Here is a 23,518-nt window from a genome sequence, read left to right as displayed (position 1 = left end):
GAAAGAGCCATGAACGATTTCAAACGCCTGCCCGCCGATTTCTGCGCCAACCCTGAAGAGGCCTTCACCCTTCCGGCCAACTTCTACACCCAGGCCGCCGTGTTCGAGCACGAGAAAGAAGCGATCTTCGCCAAAAGCTGGATCTGCGTCGGTCACCGCAGCGAAGTCGCTGAAAAGAACGCCTACATCACCCGCCAGGTGATCGGCGAGAGCATCATCGTCGTGCGTGGCCGCGACGATGTGCTGCGTGCCTTCTACAACGTCTGCCCGCACCGTGGCCACCAACTGCTCGAAGGCAGCGGCAAGGCCAAGAACGTCATCACCTGCCCGTATCACGCCTGGACCTTCAAGCTCGACGGCGAGCTGGCCCACGCCCGCAACTGCGAGAACGTGGTCAACTTCGACAAGGAAAACTCCACCCTGGTGCAGCTACGCGTCGAAGAGTACGCAGGTTTCATCTTCATCAACATGGACATGGAGGCCGGCAGCGTCGAAGACCAGTTGCCGGGTCTGCAAAAGCGCATGCGCGAAGCCTGCGCCGTGATCGACGACCTGCACCTGGCCGCGCGTTTTGTCAGCGACACCCCGGCCAACTGGAAGTCGATCGTCGACAACTACCTGGAGTGCTACCACTGCGCCCCGGCCCACCCAGGTTTCTCCGACTCCGTGGACGTCGGCCAGTACAACCACAGCCTGCACGGCAACTGGACCCTGCAGTACGGCCTGGCCAAGCCCTCCGAGCAGTCGTTCAAGTTCGACGAATCCGTCAAGGACCCATCGTTCGCCGGTTTCTGGGCCTGGCCGTGCACCATGTTCAACGTGCCGCCAGGCGCCAACTTCATGACCGTGATCTATGAGTTCCCGGTCGATGCCGAAACCACCCTGCAGCACTACGACATCTACTTCCTGAACAAGGACCTGACCGAAGAGCAGCTCAAGCTGATCGACTGGTACCGCGAAGTCTTCCGCCCAGAAGACCTGCGCCTGGTCGAAAGCGTGCAGAAAGGCCTGAAATCCCGTGGCTACCGTGGCCAGGGCCGGATCATGGTCGACCAGCAGCGCAGCGGCGTGAGCGAGCATGGCATCGCCCATTTCCACAACCTGATCGCCGTCGCCCACCTGGACTGATGCGCCCGGCCGCCGGCTTGCGGGTCGGCGGCCTTCGGAGAGCCTTGCGTGAAACTTCAAGACACCACACTGCTGCGCCAGCAAGCCTACATCGACGGGCGCTGGTGCGACGCCGACAGCGGCCAGACCCTGGCGGTCAATGATCCGGCCAGCGGCGAGCTGCTCGGCCATGTGCCACTGATGGGCAGCGCCGAAGCCGTGCGCGCCATCGAAGCCGCCGAAGCGGCCCTGGCCGACTGGCGCGGGCGTACCGCCAAAGAGCGGGCGAGCATTTTGCGCCGTTGGTTCGAACTGCTGCTCGAACATGAGCAGGACCTGGCCCGACTGATGACCCGCGAACAGGGCAAACCCCTGCACGAAGCCCTGGGCGAGATCCGCTACGCCGCCTCCTTCGTCGAGTGGTTCGCCGAGGAAGGCAAGCGCGTCTACGGCGATGTGATCCCGAGCCCGGCCAATGACAAACGCCTGCTGGTGATCAAGCAAGGCATCGGCGTGTGCACCGCGATCACCCCATGGAACTTCCCGGCGGCGATGATCACCCGCAAGGTCGCCCCGGCGCTGGCCGCCGGCTGCACCATCGTGGTCAAGCCGGCCAACGAAACCCCGTTCAGCGCCCTGGCGCTGGTGGAACTGGCCGAGCGCGCTGGCATCCCTGCCGGGGTGTTCAGCGTGGTCACCGGCGATGCCCCGGCCATCGGCGCCCAGTTCACCGGCCACCCGAGCGTGCGCAAGCTCAGCTTCACCGGCTCCACCCCGGTGGGTCGCCTGCTCATGGGCCAGTGCGCCGAAACCATCAAGAAGGTCAGCCTGGAACTCGGTGGCAACGCCCCGTTCATCGTCTTCGATGACGCCGACATCGAGGCGGCCGTCGAAGGCGCACTGATCGCCAAGTACCGCAACGCCGGGCAAACCTGCGTGTGCGTCAACCGCTTCTATGTGCACGACAGCGTCTATGAGCGCTTCGCCCAACGCTTCGTCGAGCGCGTGCGCGCCCTGGCGGTCGGCCCTGGCGACACCGAAGGCACGCAGATTGGCCCACTGATCAGCGACAAGGCCGTGGCCAAGGTACGCAGCCTGATCGACGACGCCACCGGCAAAGGCGCCAGCGTACTGCTGGGCGGCAAGGCCCACGCCCTGGGCGGGCAGTTCTTCGAGCCAACCGTGCTCACTGACATCGCCCCGGGCATGGAGCTGCTGCAGGAAGAGATCTTCGGCCCGGTGGCCGCGCTGGTGCGCTTCACCACCGACGAGGAAGTGATCGAACTGGCCAACGCCACCCAGTATGGCCTGGCGGCGTACTTCTACAGCCGTGACCTGGCCCGCGTGTTCCGCGTGGCCGAGCGCCTGGAGTACGGCATGGTCGGCATCAATACCGGGCTGATCTCCAACGAGGTCGCGCCATTTGGTGGCATCAAGCAATCGGGCCTGGGCCGCGAAGGCTCCAAGTACGGCATCGAGGATTATCTGGAAATCAAGTACCTGTGCCTCGCCGTCTGAGCGAGCCAGTATCTGTGTCACGCGGCAGGGCCTGCCGCGTGATGAGCAAGTCGAGGTGAACCATGGCCAAGCAATACGAAATGTTCAAGGTGCGTGTCACCGACGTGGAACAGGCCACGCCGCTGATCAAGCGCTTCACCCTGGCCCGCGAAGACGGTGCCAGCCTGCCCGCCTTCAGCGGCGGCAGTCACGTCATCGTGCAGATGCAGTCGGCCTGTGGCAGCCAGTTCAGCAATGCCTACTCGCTGATGAGTGACCCGCGTGACCTGTCCAGCTACCAGATTGGTGTGCGCCTGGAAGAGCAGTCCAAGGGCGGCTCGGCGTTCATGCACAATCACGTCCAGGTGGGCACCGAGCTGACCATCTCCACCCCCAACAACCTGTTCGCCCTGGACCCCACGGCCGGCCGCCACGTGCTGATCGCAGGGGGCATCGGTATTACCCCGTTCCTGGCCCAGTTGCATGAACTCGAAGGCAGCGATACCCCCTACGAGCTGCACTACGCCTTCCGCGCCCCGGAGCACGGCGCCTTCCAGGGTGACCTGGAAAGCGGCCCGCATGCGCAAAGCACCCGCTTCTACATCGACAGCCTGGACCGCAAGCTGGACCTGGCCGGCCTGTGCGCGGGCTTGGCCGACGACGCGCACCTCTATGTCTGCGGTCCCAAGCCGCTGATCGACGCCGTCATCGCCACGGCCGCCGCTGCGGGCATCGATGCCTCGCGCGTGCACTGGGAGCAGTTCGCCGCCGCAGCGCCCGCCGCCGGCGCTGCATTCACCGTGGTGCTGGCCAAGTCCGGGACCGAGCTGCAGGTCGAGGAAGGCATGACCATCCTCCAGGCCATCGAGAGGTCCAAGGCTGCCAAGGTCGAGTGCCTGTGCCGCGAAGGCGTGTGCGGCACCTGCGAAACCGCGATCCTCGAGGGCGAAGCCGAGCATTTCGACCAGTACCTGAGCGACGAGGAAAAAGCCTCGCAGCAAACCATGATGCTCTGCGTCTCGCGTGCCCGCAGCGCGCGCCTGGTGCTCGACCTGTAACAGTCACAGTGGTCTAGGCTGGTCTCTTGACGACAAGAACAAGAGACCCAAGCCCATGCCGCTGTCATCCCACGGCTCAACCGCCTTCCCACCGGAGGCGTGAAGCCGAGCCATGAGTATTCTCTACGACGAACACCTGGACGGCCCCCTGCCCACCGTGGACAAGGCGGCCTTGTTGGCAGTCCTGCACGACGCCCTGCCGGATCTTCAGATCCTTCACCACGCCGAAGACCTCAAACCCTACGAATGCGATGGCCTCTCGGCCTACCGCACCGTGCCATTGCTGGTGGCATTGCCCGAGCGCCTCGACCAGGTCCAGGCACTGCTACGCCTGTGCCATCAACGCGGCGTACCGGTGGTGGCGCGCGGCGCGGGCACGGGCCTTTCCGGCGGCGCCCTGCCCCTGGCCCAGGGCATCCTGCTGGTGATGGCGCGCTTCAACCGCATCCTGGAGGTCAACCCACAAGGGCGCTATGCCAGGGTCCAGCCTGGCGTGCGCAACCTGGCGATCTCCCAGGCAGCAGCGCCTTACGGCCTATATTACGCGCCGGACCCTTCCTCGCAGATCGCCTGCTCCATCGGCGGCAACGTCGCCGAAAACGCCGGCGGCGTGCATTGCCTCAAATACGGCCTGACCGTGCACAACCTACTCAAGGTGGACATCCTCACTGTCGAAGGCGAACACCTGACCCTGGGCAGCGATGCCCTGGATAGCCCCGGCTTCGACCTGCTGGCGCTGTTCACCGGCTCCGAAGGCATGCTTGGCATCGTCACCGAAGTCACCGTCAAGCTCCTGCCCAAGCCCCAGGTCGCGCGGGTGCTGCTGGCCAGCTTCGACAGCGTCGAGAAGGCCGGCGGCGCGGTCGCCGATATCATCGCCGCCGGCATCATCCCGGGCGGCCTGGAGATGATGGACAACCTGGCCATCCGCGCCGCCGAAGACTTCATCCACGCCGGTTACCCGGTGGAGGCGGCGGCGATCCTGCTGTGCGAGCTGGACGGTGTGGAATCGGACGTGCAGGACGACTGCGAGCGCGTCGCCGCCGTGCTGCGCCAGGCCGGTGCCAGCGAGGTACGCCTGGCCTGCGACGAGGCCGAACGCGTGCGTTTCTGGGCTGGGCGCAAGAACGCCTTTCCCGCGGTGGGGCGCATTTCGCCGGACTACTACTGCATGGACGGCACCATACCCCGCCGTGAACTGCCTGGGGTACTCAGGGGCATCGCCGAGCTGTCCCGGGAATACGGGCTGCGGGTGGCCAACGTGTTCCACGCCGGCGATGGCAACATGCACCCGCTGATCCTGTTCGACGCCAACCTGCCCGGCGAACTGGAGCGCGCCGAAGCCATCGGCGGCAAGATCCTGGAGCTGTGCGTGGCGGTCGGTGGCAGCATCACCGGCGAGCATGGCGTCGGGCGTGAAAAGATCAACCAGATGTGCGCCCAGTTCAACGCCGACGAAATCACCCTGTTCCATGCGGTCAAGGCCGCGTTCGATCCCAAAGGCCTGCTCAACCCCGGCAAGAACATCCCCACCCTGCACCGCTGCGCCGAGTTCGGCGCCCTGCACGTACACCAGGGCCAACTGCCCTTCCCTGACCTGGAGCGTTTCTGATGAATGCGGACCGCGACATGAGCCAGGACCTGCTCGAGCAAGTCAACCAAGCCCTGGCCATGGACACCCCTCTGCGCATCCAGGGCAGCAACAGCAAAGCCATGCTGGGCTGCCCTGTGACTGGCGAAATCCTCGATACCCGAAGCCACCGCGGCATCGTGCGCTACGATCCGACCGAACTGGTGCTCACCGCCCGCGCCGGCACGCCCCTGCGCGAGATCGAAGCAGTGCTGCACGAAGCCGGCCAGATGCTGCCCTGCGAGCCGCCCTACCTGGGCCCGGATGCCAGCCTCGGGGGCATGGTCGCCGCAGGGTTGTCCGGGCCACGCCGGCCCTGGGCCGGGGCGGTGCGCGACTACGTGCTCGGCACGCGTGTGATCACCGGCCACGGCAAGCTGCTGCGTTTTGGCGGCGAGGTGATGAAGAACGTCGCCGGTTACGATGTCTCACGACTGATGGTCGCCAGTTTCGGCTGCCTGGGCCTGCTCACCGAGGTGTCGCTGAAAGTGCTGCCACGACCCCGTCAATGCGCGAGCCTTCGCCTGGAGATGAACACTCACCAAGCATTGCACGCACTGGCCGAATGGGGTCAGCAACCGCTGCCGATCAGCGCCGCCTGCCACGACGGCCAAGCGCTCTACCTGCGCCTGGAAGGCGGAGAAGGTTCGGTGTTGTCGGCCCGCCAGCGGCTGGGGGGTGAGGCGCTCGAAAGCCGCTTCTGGGAGGACTTGCGCGAACAGCGCCTGGCCTTTTTCGACGACCCGGCGCCGCTGTGGCGACTCTCGGTACCGACCGCCACGGGCCCACTCGCGTTGCCCGGCAGGCAATTGGTCGACTGGGGCGGTGCCCAGCGCTGGTTGAAGTCTTCGGCCACGCCGGCGCAGCTACGTGCGCAACTGGCCCAGGTCGGCGGCCATGCCACGGCGTACACGCCGGGCGATGACAGCATGCCGCCGCTGCCTGCCGCACTGATGCGTTACCACCGCACGCTCAAGCAACAACTCGATCCCCAGGGCATCTTCAACCCTGGTCGCCTGTACCCAGACCTGTGAGGCTGCCATGCAAACCAACCTGAGCGAGGCCGCCAAGGCCCTGCCACGCGGCGAAGAGGCCGAACGCATTTTGCGCAGTTGCGTGCATTGCGGCTTTTGCACCGCCACCTGCCCCACCTATCAACTGCTCGGTGATGAACTCGATGGCCCGCGCGGACGCATCTACCTGATCAAGCAGGTGCTCGAAGGCGCGCCGGCCAGCGCCAGCACCCAGTTGCACCTGGACCGCTGCCTGAGCTGCCGCAATTGCGAGACCACCTGTCCATCGGGTGTCAACTACCACGACCTGCTGGACATCGGCCGCCCCGTGGTCGAACGACAGGTCCCGCGCCCGCTGGGTGAGCGCCTGTTGCGCCAGGGCTTGCGCGCCGTGGTGCCGCATCCTGTGCTGTTCAAGGCCCTGACCCGTACAGGCCAGGCCCTGCGCCCGCTGTTGCCCGGCGTGCTCAAAGCCAAGCTGCCCGCACGGATCGCAGCTCCCGGCCAACGCCCGGCCCCCCACCATGCCCGTCGCGTGTTGCTGCTCGAAGGGTGCGTGCAGCCGGCCCTGTCGCCCAACACCAATGCCGCGGCCGCACGCGTGCTGGACCGCCTGGGGATCAGTGTGGAACCGGTGGCCGCAGCAGGCTGTTGTGGCGCGGTCGACTACCACCTCAACGCCCAGGAGCACGGCCTGGCCAGGGCGCGGCGCAATATCGATGCCTGGTGGCCTGCCATCGAGGCCGGCGCCCAATCCATCGTGCAGACCGCCAGTGGTTGCGGTGCCTTCGTGCGCGACTACGGACACTTGCTGGCAAACGATCCGCGCTACGCCGCCAAGGCCGCCCGGGTCAGCGCCCTGGCCCGAGACCTGGTAGAGGTGCTGCAGGCCGAGCCCGTCGAGCGACTAGGCCTGTGTGCCGAGCAGCGTCTGGCCTTCCACTGCCCCTGCACCCTGCAGCACGCCCTCAAGCTCGGCGGTGCGGTGGAGCAGTTGCTGTCACGCCTGGGCTTTACCCTTACTCCCGTGCCGGACAGCCACCTGTGCTGCGGCTCGGCCGGCACCTACTCGCTGACCCAACCTGCGCTGTCGCGTCGCCTGCGGGACGATCGCCTCACGGCGCTGGAAAGCGGCAACCCTCAGCTCATCGCCACCGCCAACATCGGTTGCCAGGCGCACCTGGACAGCGCCGGACGCACACCGGTGCGCCATTGGATCGAGATCGTCGACGCTGCCCTGACAGACACCTAGCCGACCGCCACTTCGCGGGTAGCGCCCACAAGGTTGGCGCTGCCCTCTGCTGGAGCGGCTTTACCCGCGAAGGGCTGCCCTGCAGCCCGCGCCCTTGCAGCCAGCCCCACAAACCCCGAAGCTTGCCCTCTCACCCCCCGGACAACCCCATGGAACTGCACATCCGCTTGCAAGGCCGCAAAGGCCTGGCCGACCAGCTCTATCAGCAACTGCGTGCCAGCATCGACAGCGGTCACCTGGCCGCCGGCACCCAACTGCCCCCCACTCGCCTGCTCGCCGAACAACTGGGCGTGTCCCGCAAGACCGTCGCCGAAGCCTACTCGCGCCTGACCTACGACAACCTGCTCAGCGGCGTGGTCGGTCGCGGCACCTTCGTGACACCGCAACGCCCCTTGCAAGCCATCCAGGCCCAGGCCATTCCCCTGGCCGCCGCCGCGTCCGTGGCGCGCTGGCAGCAGCGGGCCACGGTGCTCTCCCAGTCCGCTCTGCAGACTCCATCGCGCTACGACTTCGTCGGTGGCGCATCGAGCAAGGCGCAGTTCCCGTTCGATCAGTGGCGCAGTTGCCTGCAGTACGCCCTGCGCCGCAGCCAGCGTCACACCCAACGCCAGTTCGACGCCCAAGGCCTGCCGGAACTGCGCGAAGCCATCGCCCACCACATCGCCTTCGCCCGTGGCGTGCATTGCAGCGCGGCCGACGTGATGGTGTGCAACGGTGCCCAGCAAGCGCTGGACCTGATCGCCCGGGTGCTGATCGAACCCGGCTGCCAAGTGGCCATGGAAGACCCCGGCTATCCACCGGCGCGCCAGCTGTTCCTGGCGCTGGGCGCGCACCTGCAGTCGGTGCCGGTGGATGACGAAGGGCTGTGCGTCGAACAGATCGCCGACGGCACGCGGCTGATCTACGTGACACCGTCCCATCAGTTCCCCCTCGGCATGCCGATGAGCGAACGCCGGCGCACCGCCCTGCTGGCGCGGGCCGCCGAATTGGGGGCATTGATCATCGAGGACGACTACGACTGCGAGTTCCGCTACCAGGGGCCGGGCAGCGATGCCTTGCAGCGCCTGGACCGCCATGGGCTGGTGGCCTACGTGGGCACCTTTTCCAAGACCTTGCTGTCCGAGTTGCGCCTGGGCTACGCCGTGCTGCCTGCGAGCGTGCTACGCGCGGCGTGCGTGGCCAAACACCTGACCGACTGGCACAGCCCGAGCGTGCAGCAATGGGCGCTGGCGCGGTTCATCAGCGAAGGTCACCTGAACAAGCATATCCGCCGCTGTCATGAGGTATACAGCGCCCGCCGGGAGCGAATCCTGGCCCGTCTGAGCAGCGACTTGGCGCCCTGGCTGACGGCCGTCCCGGCCAACGCCGGCTTTCACTTGAGCGCCCTGGCCAGCCCCGAGGTCGATGTGGATTTGCTGGTGAGCCTGGCGCGCAAGGTAGAGGTCGGCCTGTATTCGCTGGCCCCGTTCTACAGCGAGGCCCCGGTGCGTCCTGGGCTGTTGCTGGGCTTCGGGGCCATCGAATTGCTGGATATCGACACCGCGCTGGACCGCGTGCGCGATACCCTGCAAGGCCTCAGCTGACCGCTGCCTGGGCCGGCTGACCGGGGCGAGCGATGGCGGCGACATAGCCGTGCGGGGCGAAGCGCGCCGTGACCAGCAGCATCGCCACCACGGTGATGGTGAGCAAGGTCCAGGAAGCCTGGAAATCGCCGCTTATATCGCGCAACCAGCCCGTCAGGTAGGGAATGATCCCGGTGATGATGAACCCGATGCCCTGCACGAACGCGGCCAGGCTCCCGGCTTGAGCAGGGTCTTTGCGCAAATGTTCCAGGGTCAGGGTCAGGCTCAGGCTGAAGCACGCGCCCAGGCCTAGGCCGATCATCGCCACCCACACACCCATGGCCAAGGTCGGCGCCAGCAGCAGGCCAAGAAAGCCCCCCAACTGGATAGACAGCGCCAGCCACAGGCCCGGGCGACGGTCCGCCAGGCTGCGCAGCAACAGCGGCAGCCCCAAGGCGCCGGTGACCTGGAAGATCGTCATCAAACCAACCAGCTCACCACCCCCCTGCGCGGTACCGCCGTGCTCGATGTGGTAGGCCGGCAACCACGCCACCATGCTGGTGTAGCCGCCATTGATCAGTCCGAAGTAGCTGGCCAGCAGCCAAGCCCGGCGGTTGCCGAACCAATGCCCGCCCCCGCCACCGGCGAGTTTCGGCGTGTTGTGCCGTGGTCGCAGCGCCAGCCAGGCCAATACTGCCAGCACCGCCGGGAGCGCCCAGACGCCCAGGCCGACCTGCCAGCGCCCGGTCGCGGCACTGATGGACGGGCCAAGCACGGCCGCCAAACCACCGCCGCTCATCAACGCCGCCGAGTACAGGCCCATGGTGGTCGCCAGGCGCGTGGGGAACCAGCGATTGACCAGCCCAGGCATCATCCCTTGGACAACGGCCACGCCGAGCCCGGCCAGCACGGCACTGGCAATCAGCGCCCAGGCGCTGTCCAGTTGCAAGCGCCACAGGCACGCCAGGGCAATTGCCGCAAGGCCCATGAGCATGCCGCCATGCTCGCTCAACCAGCGGCGCAGCCAGGGTTGCAGCAATGGGATCAGGCCCATGCACAGCACCGGCAAAGCCGTCAGCAGCGCAGCCTGCTGGTAGCCCAGGCCGGTGCTTGCGCGCATGGGTTCGAGCAACGGACCGATACTGGTGAGGATCGGCCGCAGGTTCAGTGCCAGCAACAGCACCAGCAGTAGGTTCAGTGCGCCACTCATCCCTGGTGCGCCTGCTTCCATTGAAGGTACAGGTCGGCCTCACCGGCGGGTTTGAGCGGCCGCAGAGGCAGGCTCTGCTGCTGGGGTGGACGAGCCATCTGGGCATACACCGCCGCGGTGGACAGCCCATAGGGCTCGCCCTCGTCGTTGTCGTAGGCGAACCAGGCGCGCTCGATGCCGCACAGGTGCATGGCAGCCAGGCACATCGGGCATGGATGACCACTGGCGTAGATCTCGGCGCCGTCCAGACGCGCCTGCCCCAGGGCTTGGGCCGCTTTGCGGATCGCCTGCATTTCCGCGTGGGTGGTCGGGTCCTGGGTGCTGTGGATTTCATTGACGGCACGCGCCAGCACTTTCCCCTGATACACCAGCACGGCGCCGAATGGCCGGCCGCCGGCCTGGATATTGGCGCGGGCCAGGTCGAGGGCTTCGCGCATGAAACGTTCATCGGACATCGTAGGAAATCTCTCGGTGCAAGACGGGTTCATTATCGCGGCTGAGCGGCGCCAGCAAAAATGAAGAGATTGGATGCAGGTCAGTGGCCCCCTGAATAGCCCATTGGCCTCCTGGCAAAGCGCAGGATTGGCTATCGGGCCGTTCGTGCCCTAGCGCTAACGTATGACCAAGGCCAGGCGCTGCCCCAGCGCCGGCAAACGTGATCCCCTTACACCGGAGTCCGCCATGCACGAACGTATCGAATGGGCCAAGCACGCCCCGCAAGCCTACAAAGCCATGATCGGCCTGGAGCAAGCCCTCGCCAACAGCGGCCTGGAAAACTCCCTGCTCGAACTGGTCCGCCTGCGCGCCTCGCAGATCAACGGCTGCGCCTATTGCGTCAACATGCACGCCAACGATGCGCGCAAGGCTGGCGAGACCGAGGCTCGCCTGCAGACCCTCTGCGCCTGGCAGGAAACACGCTATTTCACCCCACGCGAACGGGCCGCCCTGGCCTGGCTGGAATGCCTCACCCGCCTGCCCGAGCGCGGCGCGCCGCAGCCGGAGTACGAAGCCCTGCTGGAACACTTCGAGCCCGCCGAAGTCGCCAACCTGACCCTGGCCATCGCCACCATCAATGCCTGGAACCGCTTCGGCGTAGGCTTTGCCATGGTCCCGGCCTGACACCCTGCCCTGAAAACAGCCACGACAAACAACGTTCGCACCGACTGAAAGCGTGGATGTGTACCCCTAGCATCGATCACCCGATCAATAGCCCTCAGGTACCTTTCCATGCCCGCAACCCGACCCACCCGCATCGTCGGGCGTCTGCTCGGTGCGACGTTGCTTGCCAGCGCCACCCTGCATGCCGCCCCCCTGACACGCGACAACGGCGCCCCGGTTGGCGACAACCAGCATTCGCAGACCGCCGGAGCCAACGGCCCGGTATTGCTTCAGGACGTGCAGCTCATCCAGAAGCTGCAACGTTTCGACCGAGAACGTATTCCTGAACGCGTCGTCCATGCCCGTGGCACGGGTGCCCATGGTGAGTTCACCGCGTTCGAAGATCTCTCCACGCTGACCCAGGCCCGGCTGTTCACGCCGGGAGAGAAAACGCCCGTATTCGTGCGCTTTTCCTCGGTGGTTCATGGTCTGCACTCACCGGAAACCCTGCGCGACCCTCGCGGCTTCGCCACCCGTTTCTATACCAGCAGCGGCAACTGGGACCTGGTTGGCAACAACTTCCCGACTTTCTTCATCCGCGATGCGATGAAGTTCCCCGACATGGTCCACGCCTTCAAACCCGATCCACGCACCAACCTGGCCAACGACGCCCGGCGCTTCGACTTGTTCTCGCACATGCCCGAGGCCACCCGCACCCTCACCTTGCTGTACTCCAACGAGGGCACCCCCAAGAGCTACCGGCACATGGACGGCAACAGCGTATATGCCTACAAGTTCGTCAATGCCCAGGGCGACGTAACCTATGTGAAGTTCCACTGGAAGAGCCTGCAAGGCCGCGAAAACCTCGCGCCCAAGGAAGTCGAGCGTATCCAGGGCCAGGACTTCAACCACATGACCCACGACCTCGTCGCTGCCATTGGCCGTGGCGAGTTCCCCAAATGGGACCTGTACATCCAGACGCTCAAGCCCGAGCAGCTGGCGGCCTTCGACTTCGATCCGCTGGACCCGACCAAGATCTGGCCTGATGTACCGCAGCGCCGTGTCGGCCAGATGGTGCTCAACCGCAACGTAAACAACTTCTTCCAGGAAACCGAACAGGTGACGCTGGCCCCATCCAACCTGATCCCGGGCATCGAGCCTTCCGAGGATCGCCTGCTGCAAGGACGCCTGTTCTCCTACGCCGACACCCAGATGTACCGGGTCGGCGCCAATGCCGGCCGCTTGCCGATCAACCAGCCACGGGCGGCGGTGAACAACGGCAACCAGGACGCTGCCCTCGACAACGGTCGCACCCGCAGCATGGTCAACTACGAGCCCAGCCGCCTGCAGCCGCGCACCAGCACCGTGTCGGCGCGCTACAGCCAGCTACCCCTGGCTGGTAGCACCCAGCAACGCGGCATCACACGGGAGCAGAACTTCAAGCAGGCCGGTGAGCTGTACCGGTCCTACAGCAAGCAGGAGCAGCGCGACCTGGTGAACAGTTTTGGCCAGTCCCTGGCGGGGGCCGATGACGACAGCAAGCACATCATCCTGTCGTTCCTCTACAAGGCCGACCCCGACTATGGCAAGCGCGTTGCCAAGGTCGCCAAGGGTGACCTCACCCGGGTCAAGGCACTGGCACGGGAGCTGCGCGACTGACAACGCCTAGCGGGTGCGATCGGCCAATCGCGCCCGATAGCTGCCGGGACTGTAACCGGTCCATTTCTTGAAAGCGCGGTGGAAGGCGCTGGGCTCCTGGAAGCCGGTCTGCTCGGCGATTTCGGCGATGCTCAGTACACCTTCGCGCAAACGTTCGAACGCCATGGCACGGCGCACTTCATCCTTGATCTGCTGGTAGGAGCGCCCTTCGCGCTCCAGCTGCCGGCGAAAGGTGCTGGCGCTGATGCCCTGCTGCTCGGCCATGGCCTGGAGGGTCGGCCATTGGCCGTAGCGCCGGACACGCAGATGGCGATAGACCACCGCTGCCAGGCCGTTCTGATTGCGAAAGCGAATCACCAGCCCCTGGGGCGCACTGCGCAGGAAGGTCTTGAGCGCCGCCAGGTCCTGCACCACCGGCAAGCGCAGGTAGGCGCTGTCGAACTCCACTTCCGTACGCCCACTGCCCAGCCGCAGGTCCGGGCCCCACAACAAGGTGTCGTCCTCTTGGGCCGGGCGCGCCACGGCCAGTTCGGTGCGGTCGATCGCGATGCGCCGCCCGGCCAGCCAGCACAGCAATCCGACCACCAGCACCAGGTAGGTCTCCTCGGCATAGACCCGCGTCAACGGATCGGTGATGCTCGATTGCACGCTGATCACCACCCGCCCGCCGCGCACCGAAAACGTACCGCGCACATCGCGCAGGAACAGCGCGAAATTGCCCAGGTATTGGCGCAAGGCCTTTTCCAGGGTGGGCTCCTGGATCAGCCCCCGGCAGATCAGGGCGAAGCTGCCCAAGGGCATGCCATGGCTGTCGAGGTGGAAGAACTCATCGTCCAGCACATGGATCATCTGCAGCCAGAGTTGGGCGAACGCCTTGGCCGGCACCCTGGCCTGGGGCTGCTCGAGCAGTGCCGGGTCGATCCCCACGCCGCGCAGGTAGGCATCGCGCTCGGCGGGGCGCTCGCGCAAGGCATGGAGCATGGCGTTGAGAAAGTACACCGCGACCGAATCGCTATCGCGCATGGCTGGTTTTCACTGTCTATGCTGGGTGGCAAAAAATGCCAGGTTTACTGAACAGATCCGGCATAGGCCAAGCCTGAGCGGTTGCCTAGACTCGACCCATTCCGGGAACACCGGCCATTCTCGCAGAGCCTGTGCCGGTCCCGCCATGCCTTCGCAATCGGAGCCTTCCATGAGCAACGCAGAAATCTACGTCGTCAGTGCAGTCCGTTCGGCCATCGGTGGTTTCGGTGGGTCTCTCAAGGACCTGCCACTGGCAGACCTGGCCAGCGCCATCACCCGCGCCGCCATCGAGCGCTCGGGCGTCGCCGCCAGCGATGTCGGCCATGTGGTCATGGGTACCGTGATCCCGACCGAGCCGCGCGATGCCTACCTGAGCCGCGTCGCCTCGATGAACGCGGGCGTGCCCAAGGAAACCCCAGCCTTCAACGTCAATCGTCTGTGCGGCTCTGGCCTGCAAGCCATCGTCTCGGCCGCCCAGACCCTGCTGCTGGGTGACACCGATGTGGCCCTGGCCGCTGGCGCCGAATCCATGAGCCGTGGCCCCTACCTGCTGCCGCAAGCCCGTTGGGGCGCGCGCATGGGTGACCTGCAGGGCATCGACTACACCGTCGGCGTGCTGCAAGATCCCTTCGAGCACTTCCACATGGGCATCACCGCCGAGAACGTCGCCGCCCAGCATGGCATCACGCGCGAAATGCAGGATGAACTGGCCCTGACCAGTCAGCGCCGCGCCGCCCGCGCCATCGCCGAAGGTCGCTTCGACAGCCAGATCGTCCCGATCGAGCTGAAAACCCGCAAAGGCAGCGTGCAGTTCGCCACCGACGAGCACGTGCGTGGCGAAGTGACCGCCGAGCAACTGGCAGGCATGAAGCCGGTGTTCAAGAAAGACGGCAGCGTCACCGCCGGCAACGCCAGTGGCATCAACGACGGTGCAGCCGGCCTGGTCCTGGCCACCGGCGATGCGGTTCGCCGCCTGGGCCTGAAGCCTCTGGCACGCCTGGTGGCCTACGCCCACGCTGGCGTCGAGCCGGAGCTGATGGGCCTGGGCCCGATCCCGGCCACACGCAAAGTCCTGGAAAAAGCCGGCCTGAGCATCAAGGATCTGGACGTAATCGAGTCCAACGAAGCCTTCGCCGCCCAGGCCTGCGCCGTGGCCCGCGCGCTGGACTTCGATCCAGAGAAGGTCAACCCCAATGGTTCGGGCATCTCCCTCGGCCACCCAGTCGGTGCCACCGGAGCGATCATCGCCACCAAGGCCATTCATGAACTGCAACGCACCCAGGGCCGCTATGCGCTGGCCACCATGTGCATCGGCGGCGGCCAAGGCATCGCCGTTGTCTTCGAGCGCGTCTGAGGAGCCTGAACGTGAGCATTCAACACATCGCCGTGATCGGCGCCGGCACCATGGGCAACGGTATTGCCCAGGTGTGCGCGGTGGCCGGTTACCAGGTCCTGCTGATCGACGTCTCGCAGGCGGCACTGGAGCGTGGCGTGGCCACCCTGGGCAAGAACCTGGAGCGTCAGGTCAACAAAGGCACACTGGAAGCCGACAAGGCCGAGGCGGCCAAGACGCGCATCCGCACCAGCACCGACTATGCCGACTTGGGCAGCGCGCAACTGGTGATCGAAGCGGCCACCGAGAACCTGGAGCTCAAGCAACGCATCCTCAAGCAGGTGGCGGCCAACGTCGCCAGCGACTGCCTGATCGCCACCAACACCTCGTCGCTGTCGGTCACTGCGCTGGCGGCCAGCATCGAGCACCCTGAGCGCTTCATTGGCGTGCACTTCTTCAACCCAGTGCCGATGATGGCCCTGGTGGAGATCATCCGCGGCCTGCAAACCAGCGACAGTACCTATGCCCAGGCCCTGGTGGTCACCGAAAAACTGGGCAAGACGCCGATCACCGCCGGCAACCGCCCGGGCTTCGTGGTCAACCGCATCCTGGTGCCGATGATCAACGAGGCGATCTTCGTCCGCCAGGAGGGCCTGGCCAGTGCCGAGGACATCGACACCGGCATGCGTCTGGGCTGCAATCAGCCGATCGGCCCGCTGGCCCTGGCCGACCTGATCGGCCTGGACACCTTGCTGGCGATCATGGAGGCCTTCCACGAGGGCTTCAACGACAGCAAGTACCGCCCTGCCCCGCTGCTCAAGGAAATGGTCGCCGCCGGCTACCTGGGCCGTAAGAGCGGTCGCGGTTTCTTCACCTACTGATCGGGAGCGAGCGCCATGCCAGTCACTGCCGCCCTACGCTGTGCGAGCTTCGAAGAGCGCCGCGACAAGGCCATGGCGCTCTTTGCCGAAAAAGGCTTTGGCCAGGTCAGCATGCGCGAGCTGGCGGCCCATGTGGGCTTGACCGCAGGCTCGCTGTATCACCATTTCCCCAGCAAGCAGGACCTTTTGTTCGACTTGATCGAGGAGCTCTATGAAGAGCTGCAGGCAACACTCGACCAGGGCCGGCGCGCCCTCGCTCGCGGCCAGGCGGTGCTGCCTTGTTTGATTGCCGCACATTGGCAATTGCACGAGGAGCGCCCCCTGCAGTTTCGTCTGGCCGAGCGCGATTTCTGCTGTTTGAGCGAAGACCAGCAAGCCCGCCTGGCCAGTACGCGGGCCCGCTACGAGAAAGGCTTGCTGCACCTGATCGCGCCACAGGCCCGGCTGCAAGGCCAGGCCTTGGCGGCCACCGGGCATGTGCTGGCCACACTGCTCAACCAACTGCCCGGACTGCTGCGCGGGCGTGAGCTGGACAGCGACCAAGGCCTGGCCTTGATGCAGAGCCTGCTGCTCGGCGCGCTGGAACGTACGCTGGGCTAGACCAGCTGGCCTGGAGTCGAGAGGTGCCAATCAGACACCAATCGGCGCATTGCCGCCTTGGTCAATGCCAGGCGTTGATTGAGCCGCCATTGTTTCACCTGCGCCTGAAGCGCATCGAACTCCTGCCGGGTCCCACCGCGACTGGACAACTCCTGCTCTTTCTTGCGGTATTCTCGTGGCAGCTTGAGTCTGGACCCATAGGCGTGCTCAAGGTACTTGTTCCAGAAGGACTGGTTGACCATCCACAATGAAAGCGTGTCCTCGTCCTGGCTTCTCAAAATGGTTTCGCGGGCGTTCTCGACGCCTTCGTCAATGTCGCCCACCACGTCTTCGAAACGTATTTGACTGGGATGGCCCGGCAACTGCAGGTCCTTGTACAAGCGAACCCGAAATGCGAGCACCACTTCGACCTCATCCACAGGGCCACGCATGCCTGCGGCAAAACGCCTGGCATACTCCTCCAACGCGTTTTGCCGCCAAAGCTGCCCCCCCAAGCGCAGCAGCCCTGGTTCTGGATCGACTTCGTATTCATCATGCTCGGCGTCCCACGCCAGCTTTCTGTTTTCCAGGTCGACGAAACGCAACAGGGCGTTATCACCACAGTTAGGTTCTTGAGCCAGTGCCAACAAATGCTCGCTCAGCGCTTCGTCTTCCTCCATAGCACCGAGCAGGGAGAAGATTCGATCGGCCAGGTCGCGTGCGGTTTGGTCTATCGCAAAATCCTTGGACTGCACCAAGCATCGCAGGTACCAGCCCGTCCACCAGGACACTGCGCGTCCACAGCGTTCGCGCCGCCGCCACTCCGACAGCCGTGGCCCCCAGCAGGGCCACGTCCTTGCCTACGTTCACCAAATGGTCCAGAGCCGCATTGGTGTCCCCCTCCCGCCAGTCCTTGACCGACTGGAATACCTCGCTGAGCAGCTCCCAGGCCATCACCGCCAACAACGCCGCGCCGATCGCCGGGATGAACAGCCCTGCGAGCGCCAACAGGGCCATCCCTTGCGCATGCCGACGCTCGCTCTTGGCCAACGCGACATCGCCATCGATGCGCGCAACAGGTGTGGCGAACACGGCCGCGTCGTCCTTGATTTGCTGGATGCGCATCGTCGCCAAATGGTCGAACAAGGGCGTCGGGTAGACCTTCATGTGCTGGTCCAACTCCCGCGTGGCCCAGTCCGCCACATCGCCCACCCGCTGTTGGACAGCGGCAAAGAATCCGGCGCGGTCGCGCTGAAGGACGAACCGCTCGAAGAACTGCCGGTAATCGTCCTTGCGCAGGCGCTTGCCCAGAATCTTCCTGGCGAAGCCTTCCAGGTTCTTGGCGACGCACCAGGCACCTAGTCGGTCCCCTGGGATATACACCAGCACCCGCTTGCTGCTGTTGAGCAGCAAGCCTTCGTCGATCACGTCCAACACCACGATCTGCTGAAGGTGACAGTTGAATGCCTTGAGCTGCTTGGCGACCACCGGTGCGCCTTCGAGCCGCCCGAGCTTGCCGTCGGTATACAAGCCGATGATCAGTTCGAGTTCGGCGTCCCTGAGTACACCCTCGGCATGGGCCTTGAAGGCGTCCACCAGCAGGTTTGAGCGGTATTGCGCCTTGAGCAAGGCTTTGCAGCTCTGCATGTCTTTGAGCTCTTTGGCCTCAAGCACTGCTTCAAGATGGCTCTGGTACTGTCCCCCCAAGTCCAGGTCACGGCAGAACGTGGCGAATGCCGGCACCGAGGGTGTCGTGAGCGCGGCCCCCGGCCCATCGACCAGCGTGTTACGCGCATGCTGCCCGCCCTCGGCAGCCTGAGCCTTGCTGAAATTGGACATTGCTGCGCTGAGCAACGACACGTCGAAGTAGTCGCTCGCCGGCGTCGGGTAATGGCTGGTGTAGTAACTGTGCTCGGGGCTCGTGTAGGTGTACCACTGGCGCAGGAAGTGCTGCTTTGCATCCAGACCGGCGTTGAATTTCTCTTGCAGCGCGGTGTTCAGGCGCGTGATGCAGAAGCTGTCGAGGCTTTCAATCTTGCTCCAACACTTGGCCAATTGCCGACGACTCTGCAGGCCGTTGACCAACGCCTCCCGCAGGAGCGTGAAATCAGAAACCCGAACCTTGCCCATCCAATCAGGCAGGCGCCTGGCAATCAGTTGATCCTGGAACTGCTGCGCAATGGCCATCATGTCCATGGCCGTCGATTGCGCGTTGTCACTGACGTTTCCCATACCGCGAATTCCCTCACCGATAAACGAAGCGGTGAGGCTAGAGAGGACGGTACAGGTACACGCGTTAAATAGTTACGTCTGGTGTGTCAGCGACTAAAGGCTCACGCCCAACGCCTGCCGCAATCGATCAGCACGTGCATCATCGGCCGCGCCAACCAGGGCAAAATTGTAGGCGCCATGAGACCAGTAGCGCGCTTCGAGCTGCCCCTCAGTCCGTTGCCCGCTGGGCATACGTGCAAAGCGCTCGCTGGGCGAGCGCAGGAACAAGCTGATCCGCTCACCCTTGTTGTCCTGAAACACCAGCAGCGCCGCCGGGCCTTGTTCGTTGCTCAGCAGCCGGGCGCCCACCGGCTGGAACCCGTAGGCGCCAAGGTCCGGCAACTGCCCGACGCGCTCGAAATGGCGCTCGAGCCAGGCCTGCAAGAGCTGTGGGTCGCCGGCCTGGACATCCAGCTTGGTTCCACCTGCGAACAGGCGATGGGCCTGTACGGCGTCGGCCATCGGCAAGATATCGGCCACCAGCGTCGCCTCGCGGGCCTGCCACCCTCCGAAACCTCCCACGCCCAGCGCCAGAAGCAGCAACGCAGCCGATGCCCACTGCCGCTGGCGACGCTGACGCAAGCGCCGCTTTAACTGCCCAAGATCCAGGTCGGTCGTGGTGGTGGCCTGCCCGAATCCGGCCAGGGCCGCGCGCAGGCGCCGGGCGTCGTTGCGCCAGGCCTCCACCTGCGCCGCCTCCTGCGGATTGGCTGCCAGCCAGGCGTGCACCTGGGCTCTGCGCACCGGGTCGAGCCGGTCATCGATGTAGGCATGCAGCTCATGTTCGGTGGGGATCAACGGGGTCATTTCAGTCTCCGCAAGGCTGGGGGCGTCGGGTCGCCCTCGGTCAGGTCGCGCAGGGCGGCTCGGGCGCGTGACAGGCGCGACATGACCGTACCGATGGGGATGCCCAGGGCTTGGGCGGCCTCTTTGTAGCTCAACCCTTCGACGCTCACCAGCAACAGCAAGGCGCGCTGTTCCGTGGACAGCCGGGCGAAGGCCGCAAGGTCGGCATGGGCCATGACGATGCGCTCGGTTTCGCCGCCCAGCGCTTCTTCCTGGCCACGGCCGAACCAGGCCAGCCAGCGGGCATGCAGGCGCTCGCGGCGCTTGCCGTCGAGAAACAGGCGATAAAGGATGGTGAACAGCCAGGCGCGCAGGCTGTCGGCGTCACGCTGCTGCCCGCTGCGGCGCAAGGCGCGCTCGATGGTAGCCTGGACCAGATCGTCGGCGCTGCCAGACTCACGGCACAGCCACAACGCGAAGCGGCGCAGCCGCTGCAGCAGTTCGCGCCATTGTTGTTCATCCAGGTCGTGCATGGTCAGGTCCCGGGCCCTTTGATGGTCAGTCTAAGGGGGCAGACGCACTGGCACGACATTTATTCCCATAGCGGGAATAAATCTCTGGCCGGCCCGTCGTACCGGCTCATTCACTGCGTGGAACCTGACCATGACCACTTCTCTGCACGGCCCGGCCAAGGCCTTGCGCCTGGCGGCCATCGGCGCGGCCCTGCTGGCCGTGGGCGCCGGCTTTGCCTATGCCGCCGGCTGGATCGGTGCCCCGGCGCTGACGCCCCAACGCATCATCGACACCTTCGAAGCCCAGGCCGGCCATTACCCCGGCTATCGCAAGAACCACGCCAAAGGCCTGTGCGTGAGCGGCTACTTCCAGAGCAGCGGACTGGCCGAGCCGTTGTCCAGTGCGCGGGTGTTCAGCCAGCCCCGCGTGCCAGTCGTTGGCCGCTTCGCCATCGGTGGCGCCAACCCGTTCGCCCCGGACACCAGCATTCCGGTACGCAGCCTGGCGCTGCAATTCAGCACCGATGACGGGCAGATCTGGCGGACCGGCATGAACAATCCGCCTGTGCTGGCAATCGGCACGCCGCAAGCGTTCTACGAGCAAGTCCTGGCCATGGCGCCAACCCCTGCCACCGGCAAGCCCGACCCTGCAAAGATGCAGGCCTTCTTCGCGGCCCACCCCGAAAGCGCGGCCTTCCGTCAATGGGCCGCCACCTACAAACCCAGCGACAGCTTCGCCAGCACCCAATACCACAGCATCAATGCCTTCCTGCTCAAGGATCGCGGCGGCATCAGCCATCCGGTGCGCTGGCAGCTGGAACCGCAAACCCCGTTCGTAGCGCTGCCGACGCAAATCGATGACAAGCAGTTCCTGCAGCACGACCTGCAGCGACGCCTGGCGCAAGGCCCGCTGCGCTGGACGCTGCGCCTGGTGCTTGCCGAACCCGGCGACCCAGTGGATGACGCCTCTCGCCCCTGGCCTGCCGAGCGGCGCAGCATCGAGGCCGGCACCCTGGTCGTCGAACAGGTCGATGCACCCGAACAAGGCGCGTGCCGTGACATCAACTTCGACCCGCTGATCCTGCCCAAGGGCATCGAGCCCTCCGCCGACCCGATCCTGGCCGCTCGTTCGGCCGCGTACTCGGAGTCTTTCAACCGCCGCAGCCGCGAGTCTCTCGCTACCGGAGCACGCCCATGACCGTCACCGTCTTCCATCCCCTCGCCCGACTGGTGCATTGGCTGATGGCCGTGCTGATCCTGGCGATGCTGTTCATCGGCGTGAGCATGGTCGGCGACCTGTCGCCACGCCATCCGCTGCTGGTCGAGTTGCACAAGGCCACGGGGCTGACCTTGCTGGTGTTGGTGGTGCTGCGCATCGCCCTGCGCCTGACCCTACCTCACCCACCGCTGCCCAGGGACATTCCGCCCGTTCAGCGCCTGGCCGCCGGTGCTTCCCACCTGCTGCTGTATGGCCTGATGCTAGCCATGCCGCTGCTTGGCTGGGCCATGCTCTCGGCCGGCGACTACCCGCGCCCACTGCAACTGCCGGCCATCGCCCCCCATGACCTGCAGCTGTACGCGGTGTTGCGCCAGGCTCACGGCTGGGCTGGCTACCTGTTATTCGCCACCATCCTGGTGCACCTGGGCGCTGCGTTGATGCACGCTTGGGTGCGTCGGGACGGCGTATTGCGTAGCATGTGGCCTGGCCCAGTGCGCCGCAGCGAATGAGCGTTGCGGGCCAGTTTGGCCCCTGACCTCCAACCGACTGGACTGCCCATGACCGCTGCAAAGGACCCTGCTGCCCTGATTCCCCCTGCGACCTTGGATCTGCGCCCGCTGCTGCTGATCAGCGGCGCGTGCACCCTGTCGATGATGGCGTTCGTGGCACTGATCGGCCCGATCGCCCGCCAGCTGGGCATGGCTACCTGGCAGGCAGGTGCAGCGGTGACCGTGGCAGGGGTGGTCTGGGTACTGCTGGCCCGGCCTTGGGGGCGCGCCGCCGACCGCTATGGCCGCAGACGCATCCTGTTGCTGGGCAGCGCGGGGTTCACGCTTTCGTATTGGTCGCTGTGCCTGTTCATCGACGGTGCACTGCGCTGGATGCCTGGGGCGACCCTGGCCTTCATCGGCCTGATGCTCACTCGCGGTCTGATCGGTGCGTTCTATGCAGCACTACCGGTAGGGGCCAACGCCCTGATCGCCGACCATGTCGAACCCCAACGCCGGGCGCGGGCCATGGCTTCGCTGGGCGCAGCCAACGCCGTCGGCCTGGTCCTGGGGCCGGCCTTGGCGGCCTTGCTGGCTCGCCACAGCCTGAGCATGCCGTTCTATGTCATGTCGCTGTTGCCGGCGAGCGCTTTCTTCGTGCTGCTGTTCAAACTCAAACCACAACCCTTGGCACATGGCCATGCGCCTAGCCCGGTGCGGCTGCGCGATCCGCGCCTGCGTCGCCCGTTGCTGGTGGCCTTCAGCGCCATGTTCAGCGTGACGGTCTCGCAGATCACCGTGGGCTTCTTTGCCCTCGACCGCCTGCACCTGGCCGCGGTCGAGGCTGCCCAGGCCGCGGGCATCGCCCTCACCTGCGTAGGTGTCGCGCTGATACTGGCCCAGGTACTGCTGCGCAAGCTCGAGTGGCCGCCGCTGAAGATGATCCGCGTGGGCGCCACAGTCTCGGCATTGGGGTTTGCCAGCGCCGCCCTGGCGAACACCGCGCCTTGGCTGTGGGGGGCATTCTTCGTGGCAGCCGCTGGCATGGGGTTTGTCTTCCCGGCGTTTTCGGCACTGGCGGCCAACGCCATGCATGCCACCGAACAAGGCGCCACCGCAGGTTCCATCGGCGCGGCCCAGGGCATGGGCGCAGTGCTCGGTCCGCTGGCCGGCACGCTGGTCTATGCGGTCGATCCAGCCCTGCCCTTCGCGGCGGTCGCTGTGCTGTTGCTGCTGGTCGGGCTATGGCCGACACCCGCCGATAAACGTCACTGACAAGCACAGCGCGTTGCTGTCCAGAGTGTGCTTTAATGCGTCGCCCATTATTTTTGACACCTCTC

General features: G+C 65.5%; 22 protein-coding genes. 15 read left to right on the top strand and 7 right to left on the bottom strand.

Features of this window, described 5'->3' with window-relative positions; genetic code table 11:
* Nucleotides 1-9: 9 nt before the first annotated feature.
* From R6G97_RS19550 to pdxR, 7 genes are all read left to right on the top strand, one after another.
* Complete coding sequence (locus tag R6G97_RS19550) at nucleotides 10-1,128, top strand: aromatic ring-hydroxylating oxygenase subunit alpha (protein WP_043212675.1); 1,119 nt, start codon at nucleotides 10-12, stop codon at nucleotides 1,126-1,128.
* 48 nt (nucleotides 1,129-1,176) lie between these two features.
* Nucleotides 1,177-2,625: an NAD-dependent succinate-semialdehyde dehydrogenase gene (locus R6G97_RS19545; RefSeq protein WP_317847388.1), complete on the top strand. Its 1,449-nt coding sequence runs from the start codon at nucleotides 1,177-1,179 to the stop codon at nucleotides 2,623-2,625.
* A 62-nt stretch (nucleotides 2,626-2,687) separates the two neighbouring features.
* Nucleotides 2,688-3,662 carry a PDR/VanB family oxidoreductase gene (locus R6G97_RS19540; protein ID WP_317847387.1) on the top strand — a complete coding sequence of 325 codons (975 nt, stop codon included), beginning with the start codon at nucleotides 2,688-2,690 and terminating at the stop codon, nucleotides 3,660-3,662.
* 112 nt (nucleotides 3,663-3,774) lie between these two features.
* Nucleotides 3,775-5,274: a glycolate oxidase subunit GlcD gene (gene glcD, locus R6G97_RS19535; RefSeq protein ID WP_317847386.1), complete on the top strand. Its 1,500-nt coding sequence runs from the start codon at nucleotides 3,775-3,777 to the stop codon at nucleotides 5,272-5,274.
* Nucleotides 5,274-6,326, top strand: a complete 1,053-nt coding sequence (gene glcE, locus R6G97_RS19530) for a glycolate oxidase subunit GlcE (protein ID WP_317847385.1) — start codon at nucleotides 5,274-5,276, stop codon at nucleotides 6,324-6,326. The genes glcD and glcE overlap by 1 nt, the downstream gene beginning before the upstream one ends.
* A 7-nt stretch (nucleotides 6,327-6,333) precedes the next feature.
* Entirely contained in the window at nucleotides 6,334-7,557 is a 1,224-nt protein-coding gene (gene glcF / locus R6G97_RS19525; RefSeq protein ID WP_182941020.1) for a glycolate oxidase subunit GlcF, read from the top strand.
* 149 nt (nucleotides 7,558-7,706) lie between these two features.
* Nucleotides 7,707-9,140, top strand: a complete 1,434-nt coding sequence (gene pdxR / locus R6G97_RS19520) for a MocR-like pyridoxine biosynthesis transcription factor PdxR (protein ID WP_043214775.1) — start codon at nucleotides 7,707-7,709, stop codon at nucleotides 9,138-9,140.
* Here pdxR and R6G97_RS19515 read toward each other — a convergent pair.
* Nucleotides 9,133-10,329, bottom strand: a complete 1,197-nt coding sequence (locus tag R6G97_RS19515; RefSeq protein ID WP_090342155.1) for a cyanate transporter — start codon at nucleotides 10,327-10,329, stop codon at nucleotides 9,133-9,135. The two genes, pdxR and R6G97_RS19515, sit on opposite strands and share 8 nt — an antisense overlap.
* Nucleotides 10,326-10,784 (bottom strand): nucleoside deaminase, encoded by a 459-nt coding sequence (locus R6G97_RS19510; protein ID WP_102082309.1) that lies wholly within the window; start codon nucleotides 10,782-10,784, stop codon nucleotides 10,326-10,328. The genes R6G97_RS19515 and R6G97_RS19510 overlap by 4 nt, the downstream gene beginning before the upstream one ends.
* A gap of 226 nt (nucleotides 10,785-11,010) precedes the next feature.
* On the opposite strand from R6G97_RS19510, the gene R6G97_RS19505 reads away from it, so the two are divergent.
* On the top strand, nucleotides 11,011-11,448 hold the full coding sequence (locus R6G97_RS19505) for a carboxymuconolactone decarboxylase family protein (protein ID WP_070575245.1): 438 nt from the start codon (nucleotides 11,011-11,013) through the stop codon (nucleotides 11,446-11,448).
* 108 nt (nucleotides 11,449-11,556) lie between these two features.
* Nucleotides 11,557-13,086, top strand: coding sequence for a catalase (locus R6G97_RS19500; RefSeq protein ID WP_317847384.1), 1,530 nt, complete (start codon nucleotides 11,557-11,559; stop codon nucleotides 13,084-13,086).
* 6 nt (nucleotides 13,087-13,092) lie between these two features.
* Here the strand turns inward: R6G97_RS19500 and R6G97_RS19495 are convergent, their stop codons facing one another.
* A complete protein-coding gene (locus tag R6G97_RS19495) occupies nucleotides 13,093-14,109 on the bottom strand; it encodes an AraC family transcriptional regulator (protein ID WP_317847383.1) in 1,017 nt (338 codons plus the stop codon).
* A 169-nt stretch (nucleotides 14,110-14,278) separates the two neighbouring features.
* Here R6G97_RS19495 and R6G97_RS19490 point away from each other — a divergent pair, with 169 nt between their 5' ends.
* Genes R6G97_RS19490 through R6G97_RS19480 form a run of 3 tightly spaced genes read left to right on the top strand, consistent with a single transcriptional unit; the run spans nucleotide 14,279 to nucleotide 16,923 of the window.
* Entirely contained in the window at nucleotides 14,279-15,463 is a 1,185-nt protein-coding gene (locus tag R6G97_RS19490; RefSeq protein WP_043214765.1) for an acetyl-CoA C-acyltransferase family protein, read from the top strand.
* 11 nt (nucleotides 15,464-15,474) lie between these two features.
* Nucleotides 15,475-16,323, top strand: coding sequence for a 3-hydroxybutyryl-CoA dehydrogenase (locus tag R6G97_RS19485; RefSeq protein ID WP_043214763.1), 849 nt, complete (start codon nucleotides 15,475-15,477; stop codon nucleotides 16,321-16,323).
* Nucleotides 16,324-16,338: 15 nt separating this feature from the next.
* Nucleotides 16,339-16,923 carry a TetR/AcrR family transcriptional regulator gene (locus R6G97_RS19480; protein WP_090342144.1) on the top strand — a complete coding sequence of 195 codons (585 nt, stop codon included), beginning with the start codon at nucleotides 16,339-16,341 and terminating at the stop codon, nucleotides 16,921-16,923.
* Here the strand turns inward: R6G97_RS19480 and R6G97_RS19475 are convergent.
* The 4 genes from R6G97_RS19475 to R6G97_RS19460 form a co-directional block, all read right to left on the bottom strand.
* Nucleotides 16,920-17,615, bottom strand: coding sequence for an NEL-type E3 ubiquitin ligase domain-containing protein (locus R6G97_RS19475; protein ID WP_317848169.1), 696 nt, complete (start codon nucleotides 17,613-17,615; stop codon nucleotides 16,920-16,922). The two genes, R6G97_RS19480 and R6G97_RS19475, sit on opposite strands and share 4 nt — an antisense overlap.
* Nucleotides 17,527-19,134, bottom strand: coding sequence for a dermonecrotic toxin domain-containing protein (locus tag R6G97_RS19470; RefSeq protein ID WP_317847382.1), 1,608 nt, complete (start codon nucleotides 19,132-19,134; stop codon nucleotides 17,527-17,529). The genes R6G97_RS19475 and R6G97_RS19470 overlap by 89 nt, the downstream gene beginning before the upstream one ends.
* A gap of 93 nt (nucleotides 19,135-19,227) precedes the next feature.
* Entirely contained in the window at nucleotides 19,228-19,980 is a 753-nt protein-coding gene (locus tag R6G97_RS19465) for an anti-sigma factor family protein (RefSeq protein ID WP_102082306.1), read from the bottom strand.
* Nucleotides 19,977-20,492, bottom strand: a complete 516-nt coding sequence (locus R6G97_RS19460) for a sigma-70 family RNA polymerase sigma factor (RefSeq protein ID WP_043214755.1) — start codon at nucleotides 20,490-20,492, stop codon at nucleotides 19,977-19,979. Before R6G97_RS19460 ends, R6G97_RS19465 begins: the two co-directional genes overlap by 4 nt.
* Before the next feature lie 124 nt (nucleotides 20,493-20,616).
* Between R6G97_RS19460 and R6G97_RS19455 the strand changes: the two genes are divergently transcribed.
* The 3 genes from R6G97_RS19455 to R6G97_RS19445 are packed head-to-tail and all read left to right on the top strand — an operon-like array spanning nucleotide 20,617 to nucleotide 23,453.
* Entirely contained in the window at nucleotides 20,617-21,669 is a 1,053-nt protein-coding gene (locus tag R6G97_RS19455; protein WP_090342137.1) for a catalase family peroxidase, read from the top strand.
* On the top strand, nucleotides 21,666-22,199 hold the full coding sequence (locus R6G97_RS19450) for a cytochrome b (RefSeq protein ID WP_043214752.1): 534 nt from the start codon (nucleotides 21,666-21,668) through the stop codon (nucleotides 22,197-22,199). Before R6G97_RS19455 ends, R6G97_RS19450 begins: the two co-directional genes overlap by 4 nt.
* 48 nt (nucleotides 22,200-22,247) lie before the next feature.
* Nucleotides 22,248-23,453: an MFS transporter gene (locus tag R6G97_RS19445; protein WP_090342134.1), complete on the top strand. Its 1,206-nt coding sequence runs from the start codon at nucleotides 22,248-22,250 to the stop codon at nucleotides 23,451-23,453.
* The last annotated feature ends 65 nt before the right edge of the window (nucleotides 23,454-23,518 follow it).

The sequence above is a fragment of the Pseudomonas sp. HTZ2 genome (genome assembly GCF_033173945.1).
Lineage (GTDB): Bacteria > Pseudomonadota > Gammaproteobacteria > Pseudomonadales > Pseudomonadaceae > Aquipseudomonas > Aquipseudomonas guariconensis.
This window is presented reverse-complemented; position numbering and strand designations above follow the sequence as displayed.

Excerpts from the sequence above, each read along its gene's own strand:
- R6G97_RS19450 (WP_043214752.1), top strand. The coding sequence starts at position 21,666 with ATGACCGTCACCGTCTTCCATCCCCTCGCCCGACTGGTGCATTGGCTG.
- R6G97_RS19550 (WP_043212675.1), top strand. The coding sequence starts at position 10 with ATGAACGATTTCAAACGCCTGCCCGCCGATTTCTGCGCCAACCCTGAA.
- R6G97_RS19480 (WP_090342144.1), top strand. The coding sequence starts at position 16,339 with ATGCCAGTCACTGCCGCCCTACGCTGTGCGAGCTTCGAAGAGCGCCGC.
- glcD (WP_317847386.1), top strand. The coding sequence starts at position 3,775 with ATGAGTATTCTCTACGACGAACACCTGGACGGCCCCCTGCCCACCGTG.
- R6G97_RS19495 (WP_317847383.1), bottom strand. The coding sequence starts at position 14,109 with ATGCGCGATAGCGATTCGGTCGCGGTGTACTTTCTCAACGCCATGCTC.
- R6G97_RS19505 (WP_070575245.1), top strand. The coding sequence starts at position 11,011 with ATGCACGAACGTATCGAATGGGCCAAGCACGCCCCGCAAGCCTACAAA.
- R6G97_RS19465 (WP_102082306.1), bottom strand. The coding sequence starts at position 19,980 with ATGACCCCGTTGATCCCCACCGAACATGAGCTGCATGCCTACATCGAT.
- pdxR (WP_043214775.1), top strand. The coding sequence starts at position 7,707 with ATGGAACTGCACATCCGCTTGCAAGGCCGCAAAGGCCTGGCCGACCAG.
- R6G97_RS19470 (WP_317847382.1), bottom strand. The coding sequence starts at position 19,134 with ATGGGAAACGTCAGTGACAACGCGCAATCGACGGCCATGGACATGATG.
- glcE (WP_317847385.1), top strand. The coding sequence starts at position 5,274 with ATGAATGCGGACCGCGACATGAGCCAGGACCTGCTCGAGCAAGTCAAC.
- glcF (WP_182941020.1), top strand. The coding sequence starts at position 6,334 with ATGCAAACCAACCTGAGCGAGGCCGCCAAGGCCCTGCCACGCGGCGAA.
- R6G97_RS19490 (WP_043214765.1), top strand. The coding sequence starts at position 14,279 with ATGAGCAACGCAGAAATCTACGTCGTCAGTGCAGTCCGTTCGGCCATC.
- R6G97_RS19515 (WP_090342155.1), bottom strand. The coding sequence starts at position 10,329 with ATGAGTGGCGCACTGAACCTACTGCTGGTGCTGTTGCTGGCACTGAAC.
- R6G97_RS19500 (WP_317847384.1), top strand. The coding sequence starts at position 11,557 with ATGCCCGCAACCCGACCCACCCGCATCGTCGGGCGTCTGCTCGGTGCG.
- R6G97_RS19460 (WP_043214755.1), bottom strand. The coding sequence starts at position 20,492 with ATGCACGACCTGGATGAACAACAATGGCGCGAACTGCTGCAGCGGCTG.
- R6G97_RS19510 (WP_102082309.1), bottom strand. The coding sequence starts at position 10,784 with ATGTCCGATGAACGTTTCATGCGCGAAGCCCTCGACCTGGCCCGCGCC.
- R6G97_RS19540 (WP_317847387.1), top strand. The coding sequence starts at position 2,688 with ATGGCCAAGCAATACGAAATGTTCAAGGTGCGTGTCACCGACGTGGAA.
- R6G97_RS19445 (WP_090342134.1), top strand. The coding sequence starts at position 22,248 with ATGACCGCTGCAAAGGACCCTGCTGCCCTGATTCCCCCTGCGACCTTG.